This is a genomic window from Glycomyces terrestris, from assembly GCF_003933745.1.
Lineage (GTDB): Bacteria > Actinomycetota > Actinomycetes > Mycobacteriales > Micromonosporaceae > Glycomyces > Glycomyces terrestris.
Genome location: NZ_RSEB01000004.1, coordinates 265179 through 286939 on the forward strand (window position 1 = coordinate 265179; position 21761 = coordinate 286939).

20 protein-coding genes are annotated in these 21761 nt (G+C 73.0%); 11 read left to right on the forward strand and 9 right to left on the reverse strand.

The genetic code is table 11. The features are described 5' to 3' along the window. Nucleotides 1-21: 21 nt before the first annotated feature. Together EIW28_RS15295 and EIW28_RS15300 are read right to left on the reverse strand one after the other, a co-directional pair. On the reverse strand, nt 22-1662 hold the full coding sequence (locus EIW28_RS15295) for an acyl-CoA dehydrogenase family protein (RefSeq protein WP_187350614.1): 1641 nt from the start codon (nt 1660-1662) through the stop codon (nt 22-24). A 56-nt stretch (nt 1663-1718) separates the two neighbouring features. Further along, on the reverse strand, nt 1719-3248 hold the full coding sequence (locus EIW28_RS15300) for an alpha/beta hydrolase (protein ID WP_158630416.1): 1530 nt from the start codon (nt 3246-3248) through the stop codon (nt 1719-1721). Between the two features lie 664 nt (nt 3249-3912). Between EIW28_RS15300 and EIW28_RS15305 the strand changes: the two genes are divergently transcribed. Both EIW28_RS15305 and EIW28_RS15310 read left to right on the forward strand, forming a co-directional pair. Next, on the forward strand, nt 3913-4998 hold the full coding sequence (locus EIW28_RS15305) for a 3-deoxy-7-phosphoheptulonate synthase (protein WP_125248587.1): 1086 nt from the start codon (nt 3913-3915) through the stop codon (nt 4996-4998). An 89-nt stretch (nt 4999-5087) separates the two neighbouring features. Next, nucleotides 5088-6236, forward strand: coding sequence for a GyrI-like domain-containing protein (locus EIW28_RS15310; protein ID WP_125248588.1), 1149 nt, complete (start codon nt 5088-5090; stop codon nt 6234-6236). Between the two features lie 10 nt (nt 6237-6246). On the opposite strand, the gene EIW28_RS15315 is transcribed toward EIW28_RS15310, so the two are convergent. Further along, complete coding sequence (locus tag EIW28_RS15315; RefSeq protein ID WP_125248589.1) at nt 6247-6759, reverse strand: GNAT family N-acetyltransferase; 513 nt, start codon at nt 6757-6759, stop codon at nt 6247-6249. 53 nt (nt 6760-6812) lie between these two features. Here EIW28_RS15315 and EIW28_RS15320 point away from each other — a divergent pair, with 53 nt between their 5' ends. Next, complete coding sequence (locus EIW28_RS15320; RefSeq protein WP_125248590.1) at nt 6813-7574, forward strand: sulfite exporter TauE/SafE family protein; 762 nt, start codon at nt 6813-6815, stop codon at nt 7572-7574. Here EIW28_RS15320 and EIW28_RS15325 read toward each other — a convergent pair. After that, entirely contained in the window at nt 7571-7888 is a 318-nt protein-coding gene (locus tag EIW28_RS15325) for a DUF2218 domain-containing protein (RefSeq protein WP_158630417.1), read from the reverse strand. The genes EIW28_RS15320 and EIW28_RS15325 overlap by 4 nt on opposite strands. Before the next feature lie 196 nt (nt 7889-8084). Here EIW28_RS15325 and EIW28_RS15330 point away from each other — a divergent pair, with 196 nt between their 5' ends. From EIW28_RS15330 to EIW28_RS15355, 6 genes are all read left to right on the forward strand, one after another. Then, nucleotides 8085-10814, forward strand: a complete 2730-nt coding sequence (locus EIW28_RS15330) for a beta-L-arabinofuranosidase domain-containing protein (protein ID WP_125248592.1) — start codon at nt 8085-8087, stop codon at nt 10812-10814. A 268-nt stretch (nt 10815-11082) separates the two neighbouring features. Then, entirely contained in the window at nt 11083-12264 is a 1182-nt protein-coding gene (locus tag EIW28_RS15335; protein WP_197717288.1) for an FG-GAP repeat domain-containing protein, read from the forward strand. A 36-nt stretch (nt 12265-12300) separates the two neighbouring features. Next, nucleotides 12301-12960 carry a ThuA domain-containing protein gene (locus tag EIW28_RS15340; RefSeq protein ID WP_125248594.1) on the forward strand — a complete coding sequence of 220 codons (660 nt, stop codon included), beginning with the start codon at nt 12301-12303 and terminating at the stop codon, nt 12958-12960. A gap of 144 nt (nt 12961-13104) precedes the next feature. Then, nucleotides 13105-14262, forward strand: coding sequence for a class II D-tagatose-bisphosphate aldolase non-catalytic subunit (locus EIW28_RS15345; protein ID WP_197717289.1), 1158 nt, complete (start codon nt 13105-13107; stop codon nt 14260-14262). Between the two features lie 12 nt (nt 14263-14274). Continuing rightward, entirely contained in the window at nt 14275-15519 is a 1245-nt protein-coding gene (locus EIW28_RS15350; protein ID WP_125248595.1) for an aminoglycoside phosphotransferase family protein, read from the forward strand. A 95-nt stretch (nt 15520-15614) separates the two neighbouring features. Next, a complete protein-coding gene (locus tag EIW28_RS15355; RefSeq protein ID WP_125248596.1) occupies nt 15615-16274 on the forward strand; it encodes an HAD-IA family hydrolase in 660 nt (219 codons plus the stop codon). On the opposite strand, the gene EIW28_RS15360 is transcribed toward EIW28_RS15355, so the two are convergent. Then, the gene (locus EIW28_RS15360; protein WP_125248597.1) at nt 16271-16747 is read right to left on the reverse strand and encodes a MarR family winged helix-turn-helix transcriptional regulator; all 477 of its coding nucleotides are present in this window, start codon (nt 16745-16747) and stop codon (nt 16271-16273) included. The two genes, EIW28_RS15355 and EIW28_RS15360, sit on opposite strands and share 4 nt — an antisense overlap. 210 nt (nt 16748-16957) lie before the next feature. Here EIW28_RS15360 and EIW28_RS15365 point away from each other — a divergent pair, with 210 nt between their 5' ends. Continuing rightward, nucleotides 16958-18148, forward strand: coding sequence for an MFS transporter (locus EIW28_RS15365; RefSeq protein ID WP_125248598.1), 1191 nt, complete (start codon nt 16958-16960; stop codon nt 18146-18148). A 153-nt stretch (nt 18149-18301) separates the two neighbouring features. Further along, nucleotides 18302-19282 carry a tetratricopeptide repeat protein gene (locus EIW28_RS15370; RefSeq protein ID WP_125248599.1) on the forward strand — a complete coding sequence of 327 codons (981 nt, stop codon included), beginning with the start codon at nt 18302-18304 and terminating at the stop codon, nt 19280-19282. Between the two features lie 65 nt (nt 19283-19347). Here the strand turns inward: EIW28_RS15370 and EIW28_RS15375 are convergent, their stop codons facing one another. The 4 genes from EIW28_RS15375 to EIW28_RS15390 all read right to left on the reverse strand — a co-directional run bounded on the left by EIW28_RS15375 (nt 19348) and on the right by EIW28_RS15390 (nt 21434). Further along, nucleotides 19348-20106 carry an SIR2 family NAD-dependent protein deacylase gene (locus tag EIW28_RS15375; RefSeq protein ID WP_125248600.1) on the reverse strand — a complete coding sequence of 253 codons (759 nt, stop codon included), beginning with the start codon at nt 20104-20106 and terminating at the stop codon, nt 19348-19350. A 271-nt stretch (nt 20107-20377) separates the two neighbouring features. Further along, nucleotides 20378-20797: an SHOCT-like domain-containing protein gene (locus EIW28_RS15380; RefSeq protein ID WP_125248601.1), complete on the reverse strand. Its 420-nt coding sequence runs from the start codon at nt 20795-20797 to the stop codon at nt 20378-20380. 17 nt (nt 20798-20814) lie between these two features. Beyond that, complete coding sequence (locus EIW28_RS15385) at nt 20815-21072, reverse strand: hypothetical protein (protein ID WP_197717290.1); 258 nt, start codon at nt 21070-21072, stop codon at nt 20815-20817. After that, a complete protein-coding gene (locus tag EIW28_RS15390; RefSeq protein ID WP_125248603.1) occupies nt 21072-21434 on the reverse strand; it encodes a DUF2089 domain-containing protein in 363 nt (120 codons plus the stop codon). The genes EIW28_RS15385 and EIW28_RS15390 overlap by 1 nt, the downstream gene beginning before the upstream one ends. Nucleotides 21435-21761: the final 327 nt, after the last annotated feature.

Genomic DNA, 21761 nt, shown 5'->3' on the forward strand with positions numbered 1-21761 from the left:
AGACCGGGGCCGCCGCCGTGTTCACACCGGCAGGTGCCGTTCGACGATCGCCGCGGCGTCCGGCACCGGGGTCGCGCCGTACTGCCGCCCCCGGTCGGGCCCGAGCCGGGAGGCGCAGAACGCGTCGGCGACCGCGGCGGGGGAGTGGCGGACGAGCAGCGACGCCTGGAGGGCGAGCCCGAGGTCCTCGGTGAGGCGCCGGGCCCCGGCCGGCTCCACGCCGGCGGCCAGCGCCCGCTTGACGCCTGCGACGTGCGCGGCCAGGCGCGCGTCCGCGGCAGCGGCCGGCTCGACCTCGGCGAGGAACGCCTCGGCGGACTGCGGGGCGGTCGCCAGGGCGCGGAGCACGTCGAGGCAGATGACGTTGCCCGACCCCTCCCAGATCGACAGGAGCGGCTGCTCGCGGTAGCGGCGCGCGAGGGGCGCCTCCTCGACGTACCCGTTGCCGCCCAGGCATTCGAGGGCCTCGGCGGCGTGGGCGGGGCCGCGCTTGCACACCCAGTACTTGGCGACGGCGGTCGCGAGGCGCCGGAACGGGCCCTGGCCCGGGTCGTCGTACGCGGCGGCCAGGCGCATCATGACGGCGGTGGCGGCCTCGGACTCGACGGCGAGGTCGGCCAGGACCTGCGTCATGAGCGGCTGGTCGACCAGTCGCCGGCCGAAGGCGCTGCGGTGGGCGGCGTGCCAGGCGGCCTCGGCGACGGACTGGCGCATCCCGGCGGCGGTGGCGATGACGCAGTCGAGGCGGGTGTGGTTGACCATCCCGATGATGACGGCGACGCCGCGGCCCTCCTCGCCGACGCGGTGGGCGAGGGCGTCGTGGAGTTCGATCTCGGCGGAGGCGTTCGAGCGGTTCCCGAGCTTGTCCTTCAAGCGCTGCAACCGGATCGCGTTCCGCGTGCCGTCCGGCAGGACCCGCGGCAGCAGGAAGCAGGTGAGGCCGCCGGGGGCTTGCGCGAGGACGAGGAACGCGTCGTTCATCGGCGCCGAGCAGAACCACTTGTGGCCGCGCAGCGCGTAGGCGCCGTCGGCGGTCGGGGTCGCGGCGGTGGTGTTGGCGCGGACGTCGGAGCCGCCCTGCTTCTCGGTCATGGCCATGCCGACGAGGACGCCGGCCTTGTCGGCGGCCGGGCGCAGCCCGAAGTCGTAGGCGCGGGAGGTGATCCGCGGCTCCCACTCGGCCGCGAGCGCGGGCTCGGCCCGCAGCGCGGGGACGGCGGCGTACGTCATCGAGACGGGGCAGCAGTGGCCGGGTTCGGCCTGCGCGAGCAGCGACATGAGCACGGCGCGGGCGGCGTGCGCGCCGGGTCTCGGCTCGCCCCAGGGCATCGCGTGGGCGCCGTGCGCGACGGCCAGGCCCATGAACCGGTGCCAGGAGGGGTGGAAGTCGACCTCGTCGACGCGGTTGCCGTACCGGTCGTGGGTGCGCAGGACCGGCGGGTACCGGTGGGCCTCCTCGGCCCAGCGGGCGGCCTCGGCGGAGCCGAGGGTCTTCCCGAGTGCGCGGGCGTCGGCCTCGATCCAGCCGGCGCCGGCGCGCTCGGCGGCCTCGCGCAGCGGCGCGTCGTCGTCGTAGGGGTTGCGGTCCGTCAGGGGCGGCGGCTGGTTGGCGACGGTGTGGGTCTCGTTCACGGCTCTCCCCGGGCTCGGCAGGTCCCACATCGTAGTACGCGCGGGGGCGGCCGGACGACTGGTCCGGCCGCCCCCGCGCGTGCGTTCTAGAAGGCGCCGTTCGCGATCCGGTCGCGCACCGACGACGCGTCCAGCGCGCCCGGGAAGTCCAGGTTCGGGCAGCTCAGGCCCGCGTCCGGAGTCTCGCGGTCGACGAAGTACGCGTTGACGGCGTCGTCGACGCAGGTCGAGTAGCCGCCGTAGATGGTGTGGAAGTAGCCCTCGTAGGTGATGAGGTGCCCGTCGGCCTGGTCGGCCGCGGCGAGCGTCCACGGGTAGACCGTGGCCGGGTCGTGCTCGTTGCCGATGAACACGATCGGGGGCGCCGAGCGGGGGATGTCGAGCTCGTCGCGCTCGTTCGTGTGCTCGATGCCGGAGCCGACGCAGGTGAGCGCGTGCTGGTTGTACGGCGTCCACTCCACGTTCGGGGAGTCCTCGGCGAGCTTGCCCAGGAGCGTCGCGAACTCGTCGTAGTCCTCGATCTCCCAGCCCCAGTCCTGGCACCAGGCCGGGTAGTAGAGGTACTCGAACAGCTCGGGCTCCTCCTCCTGGAGCAGTCCGGCGCCGCCGGGCAGCAGGACGCCGTCGCGCATGGCGGCGTACTCCTCGGCGAGCGCGGGCCAGCCCTGCGGGTAGTTCGCGGTGAAGGTGAAGTTCTCGGCCAGGCCGATGAAGTCGAGCGGCAGGCCCTCGTACGGGTCGGTCAGCTCGCCGGCCCGGGCCTTCGCCTTCAGCCCGGCGTAGACGGTCTCGACGTCCTCGCCGTGCAGCGCGCACTCGGGGGCGGACTCGCACCAGTCGGCGAAGGCCACGAAGTTCTCCTCCACGGCCGCGGTCTCGGTCCGCATGAAGTCCCATGTGGATTCGAGGCTGTGGTCCATGTTGCCGTCCAGGACCATGGTGCGGATGTGGCGCGGGTACTTCTCGGCGTACTGCTGGCCCATGATGGTCCCGTACGAGTAGCCGAGGTAGTTCAGCCTGCCCTCGCCGAGGGCGCGGCGGATGCGCTCCATGTCCTCGACGGTCTCCAGGTTGGAGACGTGGTCGAAGAGGCGGCCGGTGTGCTCGCGGCAGTCCTCGGTGAGCGCGGCGTTGGCGGCCTCGCGGGCGTCCCACGTCTCCTGGTCGGTGGGGAAGGGCACCGAGAGCGCGTCCATGAGCGCGTCCTCGCTGCACTGCACCTGCGTGCTGGTGTTGATGCCGCGCGGGTCGAAGCCGACGATGTCGAAGTGCTCGGCGGTCTCGCCGGTAAGCGGGCTGCCGTCGATGATCGACCCGACGCCGGAGCCGCCGGGGCCGCCCGGGTCCATGAGGATCGTGCCGATCTTCTCGTCGGGGTTCGCGGCCTCGCGCTTGGCGAGGCCGATCTCGATGGTGCCGCGCCAGGGCCGGGAGTAGTCGAGCGGGACGTCGATGGTCGCGCACTCGACCGGTTCGGCCGGGTCGACCTCGGGGCAGGGGCCCCAGTCGATGCCGCGCGGGTGCGCCGCCGCCGCGAGCGGGTTGACGGCGAGGAACGTGAGCGTGAGCGCGGCGGCCGAGGCGGCCGCCGCGAGGGTGCGGGTGAGTGGTCTCAAGCCGGAGAGCCTTCCAGTCGAAGGGGGTCCGTTCCGATCCGCGCGGATGTGCGCGGTTCCTCTCAGGATTGTAAGGAACGCACCCATTTGCCGGGGGTCCCGAACGCAGTCCCTTTCGCCCGGCCGGTCGCGTTGCGCCCCAACCGCACCGGCGGCCCCGCCCCGGGGGCGGGTCCGCCTCCGCTCACCTGGCGAGCGGCGGCGGCCGCCCGCGAGGCCGCGCCGCGGCTGCCGCTGGGCGTCTCCCCGCGAAGGACGGCGACCCCCGGCCTGCACCCGTCGCGCGAACCCGGACGCCTCCGGTGAGGACCCGCTCGCTGCGGCCGCCGGCCGCCGCCGGCCGCCGCCGGTCGCCGCCGACCACCGGTGTGCCCTTCGACACCGGTCGCCCGCGCTGCCTGGGGGAACACGCCCGGTCGTGCTGCCGGATTCGTCGGATGCGGGAAGCGTGTGCTACGGTTCCCGCATGTCCGCCGTCCGCTGGTATCAGCGCTTTACGCAGGCTCCGGGTGGAGCCCGCGGTCACTTGCGCTGACCTGACGGACACCCGGAGCCACGCGGCAGAGACACCCGTCTCTGCCGTTCGTCGTTTGAGGCGGGCCGGCCCGGGTCGATGCCGAGTGGATTCCCACCCGCCTCTGCAACCAGAGGAGACTTCCGCTCGATGAGCACGCCGACCGACACCGCCGCCCCGCAGACCAGCGACCTCCGCGTCCGCGGCTTCCAGCCGCTCGTGGCCCCGGCCGTCCTGCGCGGCGAGCTGCCGCTGGGCCCCGACCGCGCCGCCCTCGTGGCGCACAGCCGCGCCGCCGTCAAGGACGTCCTCGCGGGCGACGACGACCGGCTCCTCCTGGTCGTCGGGCCCTGCTCGGTCCACGACCCGGCCGCGGCCAAGGACTACGCGCAGCGCCTCGCCGCGGCGGCCGCCCCGCTCGCCGACGACCTCCTGGTGGTCATGCGCGTCTACTTCGAGAAGCCCCGCACCACCGTCGGCTGGAAGGGCCTCATCAACGACCCGCACCTGAACGGCACCCACGACATCGGGCTCGGCCTGCGCCTGGCCCGCCAGGTGCTCCTCGACGTGCTCGACACCGGCCTGCCGGTCGGCTGCGAGTTCCTGGAGCCGCTCAGCCCGCAGCACATCGCCGACGCCGTCTCCTGGGGCGCCATCGGCGCCCGCACCACCGAGAGCCAGGTCCACCGCCAGCTCGCCTCGGGCCTGTCGATGCCGATCGGGTTCAAGAACTCCACCGACGGCGACCTCGCCGGCGCGATCGACGGCTGCCGCTCCGCCGCCGGGGAGCACACGTTCTTCGGCGTCGACGAGGACGGCCGCGCCTCCATCGTCTCCACCAGCGGCAACCCCGACTGCCACATCATCCTGCGCGGCGGCCGCGGCGGCCCCAACTACGGGCCCGCCGACGTGCGCGACGCGCTCGCGCTCCTGGCCAAGCACGGCATGCCCGAGCGTCTGGTCGTGGACGCCAGCCACGCCAACTCCGGCAAGGACCACGTCCGCCAGGCCGAGGTCGTCCGCGAGCTCGGCGACCGGATCGCGCTGGGGGAGCGGGGCATCGCGGGCCTGATGATCGAGTCCTTCATCGAACCGGGCCGCCAGGAGCCCGCCCCGCTCGAGACCCTCGTCTACGGCCAGAGCGTCACCGACGCCTGCGTCGGCTGGGACGAGACCGAGCGCCTCCTGAACGAGCTCGCCGCCGCCGTCCGCGCCGGCCGCGAACGCCGCGCCTAGACGCACCCGGAGACGGCGCGCCCGCGACCGCGGGCGCGCCGTTCGCATCACCCCGAACCGCCTGCTTATTCTAGCGCTAGAATAGAGGGATGGACGCCCTCACCGACGCCGAGCTGACCGTGCTCGGCCTGCTCGCAGAGACCCCCAGGCACGGGTACGAGCTCGAGCGCGTGATCGAGGAGCGCGGGGTGCGCTCGTGGACCGCGCTCGGGTTCTCCTCGATCTACTACGTCGTCGACCGGCTCGCCAAGCGCGGCCTGGTCGAACCGGCCGGGCCGCGCGGCCCGGGCAAGTCCCGCGTCGTCTACCGCCCCACGCCCGCCGGGCTCGACCAGTGCGCCGCCGCCACCCGCGAGGCGCTCGCCCGGCCCGCGCCGGTGCGCTCGCGCGTGCTCGTCGGCATGGCCAACAGCTCCGGCCTGCCCGACGCCGAGGTCGCCGCCGCCCTGACCGAGCGCCGCTCGCACCTGCGCGAACGCCTCGCCGAGGTCCGCGCGGCGCGCGCCGCCCAGGAGCCCCTGCCGACCGCCGCCCGCGCGGTCTTCGACTACAGCGAGGCCCTCCTCGCCGCCGAGATCGCCTGGACCGAGACCACGACCGCCGCCTACGAGCAGGAGCGCTCCATGGACAAGTACGACGTCAAGCAGGCCCGCAAGGACCTCTACGCCCCCTCCGCGAAGGACTTCGGCATCGTCGACGTCCCCGAACTGCGCTACCTCGCCGTCGACGGCCACGGCGATCCCAACACCGCGCCCGCCTACACGCAGGCCGTCGAAGCCCTCTACGCGACCGCGTACGCCCTCAAGTTCGCCTCCAAGACCCTCGGGCGCGACTTCACCGTCGGCCCCCTCGAAGGGCTCTGGCGCGCCGACGACCCCGCCGTCTTCCTCACCCGCGCCAAGGCGGACTGGGACTGGACCATGCTCGTCAGCCTCCCCGAGTGGATCACCGACATCCAGGTCGAGACCGCCGTCGCGCACGCCGCGAAGAAGCAGGGCAACCCGGCCCTCGCGGCGCTCCGCGTCCTCACCCTGCACGAGGGGACCAGCGTCCAGATCCTCCACATCGGCTCATACGACGACGAGGCGCCCGTCCTCGACCGCCTCCACAACGCCTACATGCCCGAGCACGGCCTCGCCTTCAACGGCGACCACCACGAGATCTACCTCAGCGACCCCCGCCGCACCGACCCGTCCCGGCTCAAGACGGTGCTGCGCCAACCGGTCAAGCCGGCCTGAACGGACGCGCCTAGGTCTCCTCGGTGCGGTACACGCGGAAGCCCCGGCGCTCGTAGTTGCCCAGGGCCACAGGGGAGTCGTCGGTGCACGTGTGGCCCCAGACCCGCCGGGGCTCATCGAGCCCGGGCCAGCGGTCCGCGAGCGTCCAAGCCCGCCGGACCGCCTCGGTCAGCAGGTGGCCGCCGAGGCCCCGGCCGATGAAGTCCGGCAGCAGCCCGAAGTAGGCGAGCTCGACCTCGCCGGGGACCGTGCCGTCGAGCTCGGCGAACCCCGCGGGCGTGCCGCGCACGTACCCCACCCACGTCTCGACGCCGGGCCGCTCCAGGTGCCCGCGCCACCGCTCCTCCGACCACGGGAGGCGGTCGGTCCAGTTCCACCGCCCGCCCACGGCCGCGTACAGGAAGCGGCTGAACTCGGGGCTCGGGAGCTCGGCGCGCACGACCGCGACCTCCTCGGCCGGGGCCTTCGCCGGGGCCAGCCCGCCCGGGTCGCGCATCTCGAAGTACCAGGTGGTCAATGTCATGCGGTCCCTTTCTCGCGGTGGCCGGATGATCGCACATGCGAGGATGCGGAACCATGACCGCCCTACCGACCGACGCCCTCGCCTGGGGCGCGCTGGCCCTCGGCGCCCTCTTCGTCGGCTTCGCGAAGGCCGGGATCAGCGGGACCTCCTCGATCGCGATCGTCCTGTTCGCCGCGGTGATGCCCGCGAAGGAGTCGACCGGGGCGATGCTGCTGTGCCTCATCCTCGGCGACCTGTTCGCGATCCGCTACTACTCGCGGCACGTGGAGTGGCGCCTCCTCGCGCGCCTGGCGCCGTGGACGGTCCTCGGCGTCGTCGCCGGCGCGCTCGTCCTCGACGCGGTCGACGACGCGGTGGTGCGACCGCTCATCGGCGTGATCCTGCTGGCGCTCCTGGCCCTGCAACTGGTCATGACCTACGCCCGCCGCGGCCGCGAGGGGACCCCCGACCTGCCGCCGCTGCTGCGGCACGGCGCCTCGGCCGCGACCGGCACGGCCGCCGGGGCGGCCACGATGCTCGCGAACGCCGCCGGGCCCGTCATGGTCCTCTACCTGTTCCTCGCCGGGTTCACCAAGCTCCAGTTCCTCGGCACCATGGCCTGGTTCTTCCTGGCGGTCAACCTGTTCAAGGTCCCCTTCAGCGTGGGCCTGGGCATCGTCGACTGGTCGACGCTGCTGCTGGCCGCCTGCCTGCTGCCCGCCGTGGCGCTCGGCGCGCTCGCCGGCAGGGCCGTCGTCAAGCGGGTCGCGCAGCGCCAGTTCGAGATCTGGACGCTGGCGATGACCGCGGTCGGCGCGGCCCTGTTGATCGTCTAGCGCCAGACCACGCGCAGCTTGTCGCGGTGCCCGAGCCGTTCGAGGTGGACGGCCAGGGCGTCGCGCAGGTTGCTCAACGACGCGCCGTCGTCGGCGGTCACCAGGAGCGACAAGGACTCCGGGCCGAAGTTCAGCAGGCCCTCCCCGATGCCGAAGTCGAGCCGGTAGCCGCCGGGCAGCGGCTCGACCGGGACCTTGCGGCCCAGGAGCTCCGCGAGCAGGTCGGCGTAGGCGGACGACCTGGTGGTCGCGACCTCGGCCGTGGAGACCAGGAGGACGCCCTGGTCGTCGCGGATGGTAGTCGTCTCGATCATGCGTTCCCCTCCGAGAACTGCCGCTTCACTGCCCCTCGCCGCGGGGTGCATCCGCAGGTTAATCACTGCGGGACCCATTTGTCAATGACGACAACAAATCCAGGTGCGGGCGGGTTGCGGCGGGTTGACAGGCATGTTATCGATAAATATATTGGTATCGATGTGATCGTTCACCTACTCCAGTTTGGAGCATCCTATGCCCTCCTCCCCGCTGAGCCGCCGCCGGCTCTTCCAGGCCGCCGGCGCGGCAGCGGCCGCGGCGGCCGTGACCGCTCCCGGCACCGGGCACGCCGCCGTCGCCCCCGTCCGCGCCGACATCGGCACCCTCGCCCACCCCTTCGCCCTCGGCCGCGTCCGGCTGAACGCGGGCCGCTGGCTCGACAACCAGAACCGCACCCTCGCCTACCTCCGCGACGTCGACGTCAACCGCCTCCTCTACAACTTCCGCGCCAACCACCGCCTCTCCACCGGCGGCGCCGCCGCCAACGGCGGCTGGGACGCCCCGACCTTCCCCTTCCGCACCCACGTCCAGGGCCACTTCCTCACCGCCTGGGCCCAGGCCTGGGCCGTCCTCGGCGACACCGCCGCCCGCGACAAGGCGAACACGATGGTCGCCGAACTCGCCAAGTGCCAGAACAACAACGCCGCCGCCGGCTTCAGCGCCGGCTACCTCTCCGGCTTCCCCGAATCCGACTTCACCGCCCTCGAGAACGGCACCCTCACCAACGGCAACGTCCCCTACTACTGCATCCACAAGACCCTCGCCGGCCTCCTCGACGTCTGGCGCCTCAACGAGAACACCCAGGCCCGCGACGTCCTCCTCGCCCTCGCCGGCTGGGTCGACACCCGCACCGCCCGCCTCAGCCCCGCCCAGATGCAGACCGTCCTCGGCCGCGAGTTCGGCGGCATGAACGCCGTCCTCACCGACCTCTACCAGCAGACCGGCACCGCGCGCTGGCTCACCGCCGCGCAGCGCTTCGACCACGCCGCCGTCTTCGACCCGCTCGCGAGCGGCCGGGACGCGCTCAACGGCCTCCACGCGAACACCCAGGTGCCCAAGGCGATCGGGGCCGCCCGCGAGTACAAGGCCACCGGCACGGCCCGCTACCGCACCATCGCCGACAACTTCTGGTCCATCGTCACCGCCGCCCACACCTACGCCATCGGCGGCAACTCCGAGGCCGAGCACTTCCGGCCCGCCAACGCCATCGCCGCCTACCTCGACACCGACACGTGCGAGGGCTGCAACACCTACAACATGCTCAAGCTCACCCGCGAGCTGTGGCAGCTCGACCCCGAGGACGCCGGCTACTTCGACTACTACGAGCGCGCCCTCCTCAACCACCTCATCGGCTGGCAGGACCCCGGCAGCGCCCACGGGCACATCACCTACTTCACGCCCCTGAACCCCGGCGGCCGCCGCGGCGTCGGCCCGGCCTGGGGCGGCGGCACCTGGTCGACCGACTACAACTCGTTCTGGTGCTGCCAGGGCACCGGCATCGAGACGTTCACCAAGCTCATGGACTCGGTGTACTTCCACAACGGCACCACGCTGTGGGTGAACCTCTACACGCCCTCGACCCTCACCTGGTCCGAGCGCGGCATCACCGTCACCCAGACCACGACCTACCCCGTCGGCGACACCACCACCCTCACCGTCACCGGCACCGCCGCCGGCTCCTGGACGATGCGCCTGCGGATCCCCGCCTGGACCACCGGCGCCACCGTGAGCGTCAACGGCGCCGCCCAGAACGTCACCGCCGCGCCCGGCACCTACGCGACCCTCACCCGCACCTGGGCCGCCGGCGACACCGTCACCCTCCGCCTGCCGATGAGCCTGGACCTGGAGCCCGCCAACGACAACGCGAACGTCGCCGCCGCCGTCTTCGGCCCCACCGTCCTCTCCGGGAACTACGGGTCCACGGCCTTGAGCGCCCTGCCGGTGCTCGACCCCGACTCGATCCGGCGCACCAGCACCTCCTCGCTCGCGTTCACCGCCACCGCGAACGGCGCCGCCGTGAACCTCGGCCCCTTCTGGGACGCCCACGGCCACAACTACACCGTCTACTGGAACACCGGCGGCGGCAGCACCGACGCCCCCGCCTTCAAGCTCTACAACGCCGCCTCGAACCTCGTCCTGGGCGTCCAGGACATGTCGACCGCCGACGGCGGCCTCGCCCTCCAGTGGAACGACACGGGCACCGCCGACCACTACTGGGAGCCCGTCGTCTCCGGCTCGGCCCTGAAGCTCCGCAACCGCAACAGCGGCAAGGTCCTCGGCGTCCAGGACATGTCCACGGCCGACAACGCCCCGGCCCTCCAGTGGGCCGACAACGGCACCGCCGACCACCTGTGGACCCCCGTCGACCAGGGCGACGGCACCCACAAGCTCCGCAACGCCCACAGCGGCAAGCTCCTCGGCATCCTCAACGGCTCGACCTCGGCCGGCGCCCAGGCCGTGCAGGCCCCCGACGACGGGACCGCCGACAACCGCTGGCGCTTCGTCCCCGTCGGCGCGCGGCGCATCCAGAACGTCAACAGCGGCCTCGTCCTGGGCGTCCAGAACATGTCGACCGCCAACGGGGGCCTGGTGATCCAGTGGACCGACAACGGCACCGCCGACCACCTGTGGACCGCCGTACTCGACACCGGCGGCTACTTCCGGCTGCGCAACGCCAACAGCGCCAAGGTCCTCGGCGTCGAGAACGCCTCCACCGCCAACGGCGCCCGCGCCGTGCAGTGGGACGACAACGGCACGGCCGACCACCGCTGGCGCCTGCGGTGGGGGAGCGGGAACGCCTTCCGCATCCAGTGCGCCAACGGCGGCCGCGTCCTCGGCGTCTCCGGCGCCTCGACCGCCACCGGCGCCCAGGTCGTCCTCTGGGACGACAACGGCACCGCCGACCACCTGTGGCGCTTCATCTGACCTCCACTTCGACCTTCGGGCCGGAATCCCTTGCACTGCAGGGGATTCCGGCCCGTTCCGCGTCCGTCGCCGGCAGCCGGATCGACGGCGGCCCTTGCCAACCATGCGGTTGCCCAAGTAGCATCCACTACTCCACAGGGGAACTTCGATGTGGCTTAGGTCACATCACGCTGCGGTTGTTCACGGTCACGCGATCCCCTATATTCCATGTGTAAGCATTTCATGTACAAGCATATTAGGTATATGCATGGAGGTGACGATGGTACGGGTGCCGCGATTCGACCGCGAGGTGATCGCCGACGGACTCACCGACGGGTACTGGATCCAAGCCGTCGACCTCGACGGCAGCGGACGCCCCGGACTCCTGACCTCCGGGCTGGCCGAAGGCGTCGTCCGCTGGTACGCCAACCCCGGCTGGACCGAGCACACCATCGCCGAACTCACCCAGCCCGTCGCGTTCGACGCCGCCGACCTCACCGGCGACGGCCTCCCCGACCTCGTGGTCTGCCACGACTACGGCGAGAGCATGTACGCGCACAAGCCCGACGACGGCCTCGTCTCCTGGCTCCGCAACCCCGGCTCCCCGAGCGGGCACTGGGAGCGGCGGCGCATCGGACAGCTCGTCTCGGCCCACCGGCTGCGGTTCGGCCACTACACCGGCACCGAAGGGCTGCAACTGCTCGCGCTCCCCGTCGTCGGCGGCGCCGGCGGCCGCGCCGGCATGGAGCAGCCCGCGAACATCACCGTCTACGAACCCCCCGCCGACCTCCTCACCGCCGAGGAGTGGCCCGTCGCCGCCGTCGACGACGGCTCGTTCGGCATCCTCCACGACTACACCCGCTTCGGCGCCGACCCCGACGGCCGCGAACGGCTCCTCGTCGCCAGCCGCGAAGGGCTCAGCGCCTACGGCTGGGACGCCCGCGCCGCGGACTGGACCGCCACCCGCATCGGCGCGGGCGAGCAGGGCCAGCGCGACCGCACCGGCTTCGCCGGCAGCAGCAGCGTCGCCGCGGGAGCGCTGCCCTCGCAAGGGCTCCGCTACGCCGCCGCGCTCGAACCCTTCCACGGCAACACCGTCGCGGTCTACACCGACACCGGCGCCGGGCCCTGGGAGCGGACCGTCCTCGACGTCTACGGCGACCCCAACGAGGCCGGCGAAGGCCCCGGCCACCACGTGGTCGCCGCCGACTTCGACGGCGACGGCGAGGACGAGTTCCTCGTCGCCCTGCGCGGACCCGAACCGTGGCAGGGCGTCTTCTACTACAAGGCGATCGACGCGGCCGCCGGCCTGTGGGTCAAGCGGCGCGTCTCGCGGGACTCCGCCGCCCGCATCGCGGTGGCCGACTTCAACGGCGACGGCCGCCTCGACTTCGCCACCATCGGCTACTGCACCCCCGGCTACTTCCTCGCCGACGACCCCACCGTTGCGGTCTTCCACAACCTCGGCTGATCTCCCCACCGCTCAGACCAACCGAAGGAACACCCGATGGCGCCACGCGCGTTCTACCTCTACGGCGGCTGGCCGGGCCACCGCCCCTACGACGTCGCCGACTGGGCCGTGGCCCAGATGGAGCTCCTCGGCATCACCGTCGACGCCGTCAACGACCCCTACCGCCTCGAACAGGACCTGACCGGCTACGACCTCGTCGTCATCGGCTGGACCCAGGCCCACCCCACCGAGAACCTCACCGTCCGCCAGGAGGACAGCCTCCTCCACGCCGTCGAGCACGGCACCGGCGTCGCCGGCTGGCACGGCATGGGCGCCTCCTTCCGCGCCAGCCTCCGCTACAACCACCTCGTGGGCGGCAACTGCGTCTCCCACCCCGGCGGCGAGGGCGTCGAGGTCCCCTACAAGGTCCACATCACCGACCCCGACCACCCCGTCACCGCCGGAGTGTCCGACTTCGACGTCGCCTCCGAGCAGTACTACATGCACGTCGACCCCACCAACCACGTCCTGGCCGAGACCGTGTTCAGCGGCGAGCACCTGCCCTGGATCGACGGCTACCGGATGCCGGTCGCCTGGACCCGCACCTGGGGGAGGGGCCGCGTCTTCTACTGCTCGGTCGGCCACTACCCCAAGGACCTCGACACGCCCGACGCGACCCGCCTGGTCCGCCAGGGCATCGCCTGGGCCTGCCGCTGACGCGGGCCCTCCCCGCCGCCCGCCGCGGCCGCGCACACCGCCGTGCCCGCCGCGCCCCCGACCGTGCCCTCGCCGGCGCGCGCCCGAACCGGGCCGCGCTCCCCGCCGAATCGAGCAACCCTCCGAAGCACAGAGGACGGTGCCATGCACAACCCTGCCGTGAACCGCGTCCCCGCCCGCCTGGGCGTGGGCCCCATGTCCAAGAACGCGGTCGACGCCGCGATCGACGTCGCCTACCGCAACCGCCGCCCCATCATGCTCATCCCCAGCCGCCGCCAGGTCGAGGCCCAGTCCCAGGGCGGCGGCTACGTCGAGGGCTGGAGCACCGAGACCTTCGCCCAGTACGTGCGCTCCCGCGACCCCGAGGGGCTCCTCCTGCTCTGCCGCGACCACGGCGGGCCCTACCAGAACCCGCGCGAGAAGCAGCAGCGCTACAGCCTGAGCGAGGCCCTCAAGTCCGCCGCGCTGTCCTATGAGGAGGACATCCGGCAGGGCTTCGACCTGCTCCACATCGACACCTCCGTCGGCCTCGACGGGACCGCGCCCGTCGAGGCGGCGATCGACCGCGCCGTCGAGCTGTACGCCGGGGCGGTCGAGTACGCCGCCTCCCAGGGCGCCCGGCCGATGTTCGAGATCGGGTTCGAGGACCAGGGACCCGACACCAACGACCCGGCCGAGTTCGAGGAGCAGGTCGGCGCCGCGCTCGCCCGGCTGCGGGCCGCGGGCCTGCCCGACCCCGTCTTCATCGTGGCGCAGACCGGCACCAAGGTCCTGGAGACGGTCAACGTCGGCGCGCTCACCCTGGCGCCGTTCGCCGTCGCCTCCACCGTGCGGGCGCTCGCCGCGGCCACCCGCCGCCACGGCGTCGCCCTCAAGGCCCACAACTGCGACTACCTGACCCGCGAGCAGCTGCGCCACCTCGACCGGGCCGGCGTCGACGCGCTCAACGTCGCCCCCGAGTTCGGGGTGGTCGAGAGCCGCGCGCTCGCCGCGCTGCTGCGCGAGCTCGGGCTCAACGTCCAGCTGGAGCGGTTCCTGGCCCTGTCCTACGAGTCCCGCTCCTGGGAGAAGTGGATGCGGCCGGGCACCCTCGCGAGCGACACCGACCGGGCCCCCATCTCGGGCCACTACGTGTTCGCGACCGACGCCTTCCGCGACATCAAGGAGGCCGCCCGCGACCGCGCCGAGCGCCGCGGCATCGACCTGGACGCGCGCCTGCGGGACGCGGTCGCCGCCGCCATCGAGCACTACAGCGCCGCGCTGCCGGTCACCGAGGCCGTCAAGCAGCCCGTCGCCGCCTAGAGAGGACGCCGCATGAACACCCGACAGACCGTCGCCCCCCTGGACGCCACCGACATCGAGGACGTCGAAGCGCGCGTCCTCGCCGACCTCGTCGACCGCATGGGCGCGGTCGCCAGCGAGGAGCTGACCGAGGGCGGCTCCCCGGCCCGCCTCGTCCGCGTCTCGCTGCCCGACGGCCCCGACCAGGTCGTCAAGCTCCTGGTCGACCTCCCCGGCGCGGTCGACGGCCACGACCTCGAGTCGTTCCGCGTCAAGATCCGCCAGATCGAGAAGGTCCGCCGGGACGCCCCCGAGCTCCGGGACGTCTACACCGAGCTGTCCTCGGAGTTCTACGGGGACGAATGGGCCGCGTACACGATGCCGTTCTACCCCAACCGCGACATCGCCGAGCCGCTGCGGCGCGGCGAGGCGCCCGGGGAGCGGTACGAGACCGAGCTCAAGGCGATCCTGAGCGACCTCATCGGCCACGGCTACCTGCGCGAGCGCACGCCCGCCGACCGCGGGCAGATCGCCGACATCCACGGCGACCGGCTCTCGCGCCGGTTCTGGCTGCTGCGCCAGTACCTCCCGGCCGAGCTGACCGAGGCCGACCGGATCACCGTCAACGGCGTCTCGTGCCGCAACCCGCTCGAACTCGCCATGCGGGTCATCGAGGACCCGGCCCTGACCGCGGGCATCGACCCGCCCCACCTGTTCCACCCCGTGCACGGGGACCTGAACACCCGCAACATCCTGGTCACCGACGGGGACCGGCTCGCGGCAGGCGGCGGCGGGTACCGCATCATCGACCCGCGCGGCACCCTCGACCCGTGGGACCCCGCGTACGACCTGGCGAAGATCCTCTTCAGCTTCACGGTCTGGGACCCGGGGCTGCGCAAGGGCTTCGACATGGCGTCCACCGCGGACGGCTGGACCGTGGCGATCCGGGGCGGGAACTACCCGTCCTACCTGGAGGCCGCGCACGGGCTGCTGCCGCTCATGCGCTCGCTGGAGCCGTTCCGCGAGATGACCGCGGGCGACCCCGGCTGGGAGAGCCGGTACCTGCTCGGGCACGCCTTCCACCTGCTCGGCGAGGCGGCCTGCCGCCTCTCGGACATCAAGAAGCGCACCAACGAGGACGACGACGCCGCGCTCAGCCCGATCGACCTCGCCCAGGGCCACTACCTGTACGGGGTGCTGTTCCTGGAGAACGCGGTCCGGCAGCTGGAGACCGGCGGCGCCGTCTCCCAGCACGAGGCGCTCCGGCTCCTCGGGTGACGACCCCCGGGGCGCGGCAGTCCCCCCGCCGCGCCCGCCGCTCCCGGCACGGACGCCCCGTGCCGGGAGCGGTCCCGCGACGCAAGGAGCCTCCCATGGAGACCAGATCAACTGTGGACGCCGCGGCTTCGGCGCGCGCCGTCCTGTTCGACCTCGACGGCGTCCTGGTCGACTCCTCGGCGGTCATCGACCGCGTGTGGCGCGACTGGGCCGCCCGCCACCGGCTGCGCTGGGACGACGTGGTCCCGCTGCTGCCGGGCCGGCGCGCCTTCGAGACCGTGCAGCTGCTGACCCCGCACCTCGACCCCGCCGCCGAGGGCGCCGAGCTCGAACGCGTCCAGGCCGCCGACCTCGCCGGCGTGCGCGCCTGCGCCGGGGCCGTCGAGCTCACCGAGGAGCTCACCTCCCGCGGCCTGCCGTGGGCGATCGTCACCTCGGGCAGCCGCCCGACCGCCTCGACCCGGCTGCGCGCCACCGGATTCCGCGTGCCCGACGTGCTGGTCACGGCCGACGACGTCGTCCGCGGCAAGCCCGATCCGGAGGGCTACCTCGCGGCCGCGCGCCGCCTCGGCGTGCCGCCCGGGGACTGCCTGGTGGTCGAGGACGCCGAAGTGGGCGTCCGGGCCGCCCGCGCGGCGGGCGCGCGGGTCTCGGGGATCGCCGGGCCGGGGCTCGGGGCGGCCGCGGGCGAGGTCGACCTGACGGTCGCCGCACCGCGGGACCTGCTGGGCCGCATCGCGACCGCGCGGGGCTAGGCCCCGCCGTCCTCCGCCAGGGTCCGGCCGAGCGGCTGCGCGACCGCGGTGGAGCCGGATTCCGCCGCCTCGCCCAGGTGCTCGCGCAGGACCCGCAGGTAGGTCGGGCGGGCCTCCTCCACTTTGGCCCGTCCGGCCGCGGTGATCTGGGTGTAGACGCCGCGGCGGTCGTTCGGGCACACGTACCGCTCCGTCAGGCCCAGCTTCTCGAGGCGCCCGACGAGGCGGCTGAGCGAGCTCTGGTTCAGCGGGATGGCGTCGGCGAGGATCTGCTGGCGCAGGTGCCCGTCGTCGTCGGAGTAGTGGAGCGCGGCGAGCGCGGTGTACTCGGAGAGCGAGAGGCCGTGCTCGGCGCTCAGGGCGCGGCCGGCCGCGTCGTCGATCCGGCCCTGGAGGAGGCGCATCGACTGCCAGTGCCGCTCGAGCGCGGAGGGGAGTTCGATGCGCGGGCTCACCGTGCTGACGAGTGGCATGTCGTCGACCTCCTCGATCCGGCCGTGTCGCGGCGCTGCAAGAGAACTTTACCATGCACTTCCATAACTTGCGCTTGCAATACATGCATCGGCGTCTTATGCTTATGCATAGAATGGCTTCGGGGCGCGAGGCGTCCCCGTCCTACCGGGAGGCTCCGGCCGCCGCCCGCCCAACGTCCATGCATTCCAAGAGAAGGAGTCCGGAGGGCCATGCCTCTTGCACTCTTCGCGCTGATGATCAGCGCATTCGGTATCGGCACCACCGAGTTCGTGGTCTCGGGCCTGCTGCCCGAGATCGCCGACGAGATGGGGGTGAGCCTGCCGACCGCGGGCCTCCTCATCTCCGGCTACGCGCTCGGCGTCGTGGTCGGCGGGCCCATCGCCACCGCCGCGGGGACCCGCCTGCCGCGCAAGCACATGCTCGTCATCCTCATGCTGCTGTTCATCGCCGGCAACATGATCGCCGCGGTCGTGGAGACCTACGGCCTGCTCATGGCCGGCCGCATCGTGGCCGCCGTCTGCCACGGCGCGTTCTTCGGCGTCGCCTCCGTGGTCGCCGCCGACCTCGTCGACGAGTCGAAGCGCTCGCGCGCGATCTCGATGGTCTTCACCGGCCTCACCGTCGCCAACGTGGTCGGCTCCCCGCTCGGGACCTGGGTCGGCCAGGGCTACGGCTGGCGCGCGACGTTCTGGATGATCACCGTGTTCGGCGTGGTCAGCCTCCTCGGCATCGTGTTCCTGGTGCCGAAGCAGCCGCGGCCCGAGGAGACGAGCCTGCGTCGCGAGCTCGCCGAGTTCAAGCGCCTCCAGGTCTGGCTCGCGGTCGCCATCGCGGGCTTGAGCATCGGCGCGCTGTTCGCGGGCTACAGCTACGTCGCGCCGCTCATGACCGAGGTCGCGGGGTACTCGTCCGGGTCGCTCACCGGCCTGCTCGTCCTGTTCGGCGTCGGCCTGGTCGTCGGCAACCTCCTGGGCGGCCGCTTCGCCGACCGGGCCCAGGTGCCGACGCTGCTGGTCACCACGGCCCTGCTCACGGTCGTGCTGGTCGCGTTCACGTTCACCGCGCACTTCCAGGTCGCCGCCGCGGTCACGCTGATGCTCCTGGGCGGCGCGGGCTTCTCCACGGTGCCGGGCTTCATGACCCGCGCGATCGACAAGGCGAAGGGCGCGCCGACGCTCGCCTCGGCCATCGCCTCCTCCGGCGCGAACCTCGGCATCTCCATCGGCGCGTACGTCGGCGGCGTGACCATCGGCGCGGGCCTGGGCTTCACCTCGCCGCTGTGGGTCGGCGCGGTCATGGCCGCGCTCGCCTTCGCCGTCACCGCCTGGTCCGGCGCCCTGGACCGCTCCAGCGGCCCCGCGCTCCGGCCGGTGCCGGCGCCCGCGTCCGCCCGCTCCTGACCGCCGGCCCGGCCGCGCCCCGCGCGGCCGGGCCTCGCAGCCGGTGCCTCGGCTCGGTGCGGTCGATGAGGCGTGCCCCCGCGCGCGGCCGGGCCTCGCGGGACCGGTCCCGCCGACCGGGGATACCTTGGTCCCCTGAGGAGCGGAGGCCGGGTGTTCGGGAAGACGGAGCAGGAGCGGTACGAGGAGACCGCCGCGATGCTGCGGCGCTTCGTCGCCGAGGACGACGACCCGGGGCACCGCGTCCCGGCCCGCCGCCGCGTCAACGCCGCGAACCGCGCCGTCAACCTCGCCGAGCTCCAGCTGTCCCGGCTCGACCCCGTGCTCCACGAGGTCCGCCTCCGATACGCGGAGGCCCTCGACGCGGCCGGGGCGCACGCCCGCCACCTGCGCGACCACCTCGGGACCGCCGTCAGGGAGGCGAGCGTCCTGCTCGGCCCCGACGACCCCGTCCTCGTGGCCCGCCTGCGCGCGGTCCAGCGCGCCGAGCAGCCGATCGGCGGCGCCCGCGCCGCGCGCAGGATCGAACGCGCGCAGCAGGAGGCGGCGTCACTGCACGACGGCGGCGGCGCCCCGTACGTGCTCGCCGTGCTCGACCTCGCCGACCGCCACCGCGCGGCGGGCGGCCACGCCCGGTTCACCGCGCTGCTCGAGGGCCTCATCGGCGAGCGGCGCCGCCTCGGCCTCGACGCCGACCAGCGGCACTGGTTCGCGCAGCTCCTCGGCGGCATGCTCCATGACGCCGGTGAAGTGGCGCTCGCCCTGCCGCTGCTGGAGGAGGCCCGCAAGCGGCCCCGCGCCGACGACGCCTGGGAGCGCGAGTACCTCAACCTCACCGCCGCCCAGTGCCTGCTGGCGAACGGCAGGGACGCGGCCGCCGAAGCCCTGCTGCGCCGGTCGCTGTCCGCCCTCGCCGACCCCGGGCGCGACCGCTCCCTCGCCAGGCTCCGGTACCGGGCCGTCCACGAACTGGGGACCGCGCTGTTCTGCCAGGACCGGTTCCCCGAGGCGCTTGAGCGCTTCCGGGAGGCGTGCGACCTCCTCGCCGCCGACCCGCGGCCGCACGAGCGCACCTTCAGGGCCTACCGCAACGCCCGGGTCCACGCCGCGATCGCGGTCCGCGACGGCGCCTGAACCGCACCGGGGGAGCGGCGTCGGACCGAACTCCGCGAGGATGAATCCACCCGCCGCCGCCTCGCTTACGCGCCCGCCACGAGCCGCGGCAGCACCTCGCCGATCGGCTCGCGCAGCACGGCGTCGGCGTCCTCGTCGTACGGGGTCGGCTCGGCGTTGACGATGACGAGTCGGATGCCGCGGGCGACCGCGTAGTCGCACAGGCCCGCGGCGGGGTAGACGCCGAGGGAGGTGCCGACGGCGGCGAACAGGTCCGCGCCGCGCGTCGCGGCCACCGCCGCCTCGATCACGTCGGGTTCGAGCGACTGCCCGAAGGAGATCGTGGCGGACTTCAGGATGCCGCCGCACTCCAGGCAGGCCGGGTCGTCCTCGCCCGCCTCGATCCGCGGCAGCACCTCGGGCATGGGGTTGCGGTCGCCGCAGGAGAGGCACACGACCTCCCGGGCCGTGCCGTGCAGCTCGACGACCCGGTTCGCCGCCGAGCCGGCGGCCTGGTGGAGGCCGTCGATGTTCTGGGTCAGGACCGCCCGGAGCCGCCCGGTCCGCTCGTAGTCGACCAGGGCCCGGTGCCCCGCGTTCGGCTCGGCAGTCCACACCGGACTCGCCAGGCGCGCCGCCCACGCCTTGCGGCGGATCTCGGGTTCGGCCACGTAGTTGTCGTAGGTGAACATGAACTGGGCCGCCGGGTTCTTCGTCCAGACCCCCTGCGGCCCGCGGAAGTCCGGGATGCCCGACTCGGTGGAGATGCCGGCCCCGGTCAGCACCACGGCCGCCTCGGCCTCCGCGAACCAGCGGGCCACCTCGGATACGGAAGTCTCGCTCACCCCACGGAACGTACCGCAGGCCGGCCGCGCGCGCCCGGGCCGGGCACTTCCCCCGCCCGCGGCCTCCGCGCCGCGGACCGACGCGGGCGGCGGGCTGGCCCCGCCGGGCCGGCCCGCCTGGTTTCCCTTGCGGATCAAGTGGTGCGGTCGGGCGGCGGGGGTGCGGCGCCGGGGGCCGGCTTCGCCGCGTCCGCGCGCTCGGGCGGGGCCGGCGCGGGCGCCCGCCTCGGCGGCGGGTAGAGGGTGAGCAGCAGGCCCAGGCCGATCACGGCTACTCGCAGTAGATGCGGACCTTGGTGTCGGTCTGGTCCACGTCCAGGGTGAGGTCGTCGAGGGCGTCGACGAGGTCTTCGAGCTGGTTCGGCTTGATCTCGGTGAGGTCGATCGGCACCCCCTGCTTGACCAGCTCCTGGTTGGCCCGCTCGAGCGCCTGGGGCGGCACGAAGACCGCGAGGCGCATGCCGGCGCGCAGCAGCTTGAGGGGGACGCGGATGTTCACCTTCGTCTCGCCGCTGTGCTCGTCGTTCGCGTCCACGATGAGCCGCAGGTACTTCGGCCGCGCCTTGCCGCGGGCCGGGGCCGCGTCGGGCTCCTCGACCGTCTCGACGGCGGTGAGGAGGCGCTCGGCCTCGTCGGCGGTGATCTTGCCTTCGGCCAGCATCTGGAGGATCTGGCGTCGCTGTTCGTTCATGGCTCCTGGTTTCCTTTTCATCTGACGGAGACGAACACGGCCGTGCGGCCCTGCTCGAACTCGAAGCGGGCGCCCGGCAGCGCCCCGAAGAGCCGCCCCACGCCGGCGAGTGTTCGCAGGGGCGGCAGGCCGTACATGAGGCAGGCGACGATCCCGCCGATGACGGTGAACACGAGCAGCGGCGACAGCAGCAGCACGATCGGCACCACGGGGAGGAACAGCCGCCGCCGGCGGCCGTCGCGGCGGCGCCAGCGCGCCGTCACCAGCTGGGGCATCATCTCGACCTCTCGAGTTCCGCGAGCGCCTCCTCGACGCTGATCCGGCCCTGCCGGAGGCGCTCGATGACGTCCGCTCCGGTCGGGACGGGCTCGGTCTCGACGAAGTCGAGCTGGTCGGCGATCCGGTTGAGCCGGGCCTTGACCGTCGGGTAGCTGATGCCGAAGACCCGCTCCATCTCCTTGATCGACCCGTGGGACCGGACGAACGCGGCGACGAACACCTGGTCCTCGGCGCTGAGCTGCGCCAGCTGCGGCGGCTCGAACTCGCCTTCGATCGCAATCCAGCTCTCGGTGAGCCGGACCCGCTCGACCTTGAACTCCTGTCCGCGCGTCAGATCGGTCAGCTCCTGCCAGTCCATCCCGTGCCCTTCCTCGACGACGATTCCCGTCCTTCATTTGTATCTTGAGATATTCAAGAAGTCAACGCGAGAATCTTAATTTTCTTGATCTCAACTTCAAGGCACGGAGGAATCGCCCTGTTGATAGCGGTTTGCCCGCCGGGCTCGGAGCCGCCCTGATGGCAGTCGGCCGGGGCGGGCGACGCGGCGTCGTCCCGGGCGTCGACGCGCAACCCGGAGTGAAAACGATGCAACTCCCAGACCGCCCACCCCGACCCGGCCGATCCCGCTCCGCCCGCCCCCGACTTGACAGCGGGCCGCCCGGCGGGGAATCATCGTTTCAGGAAC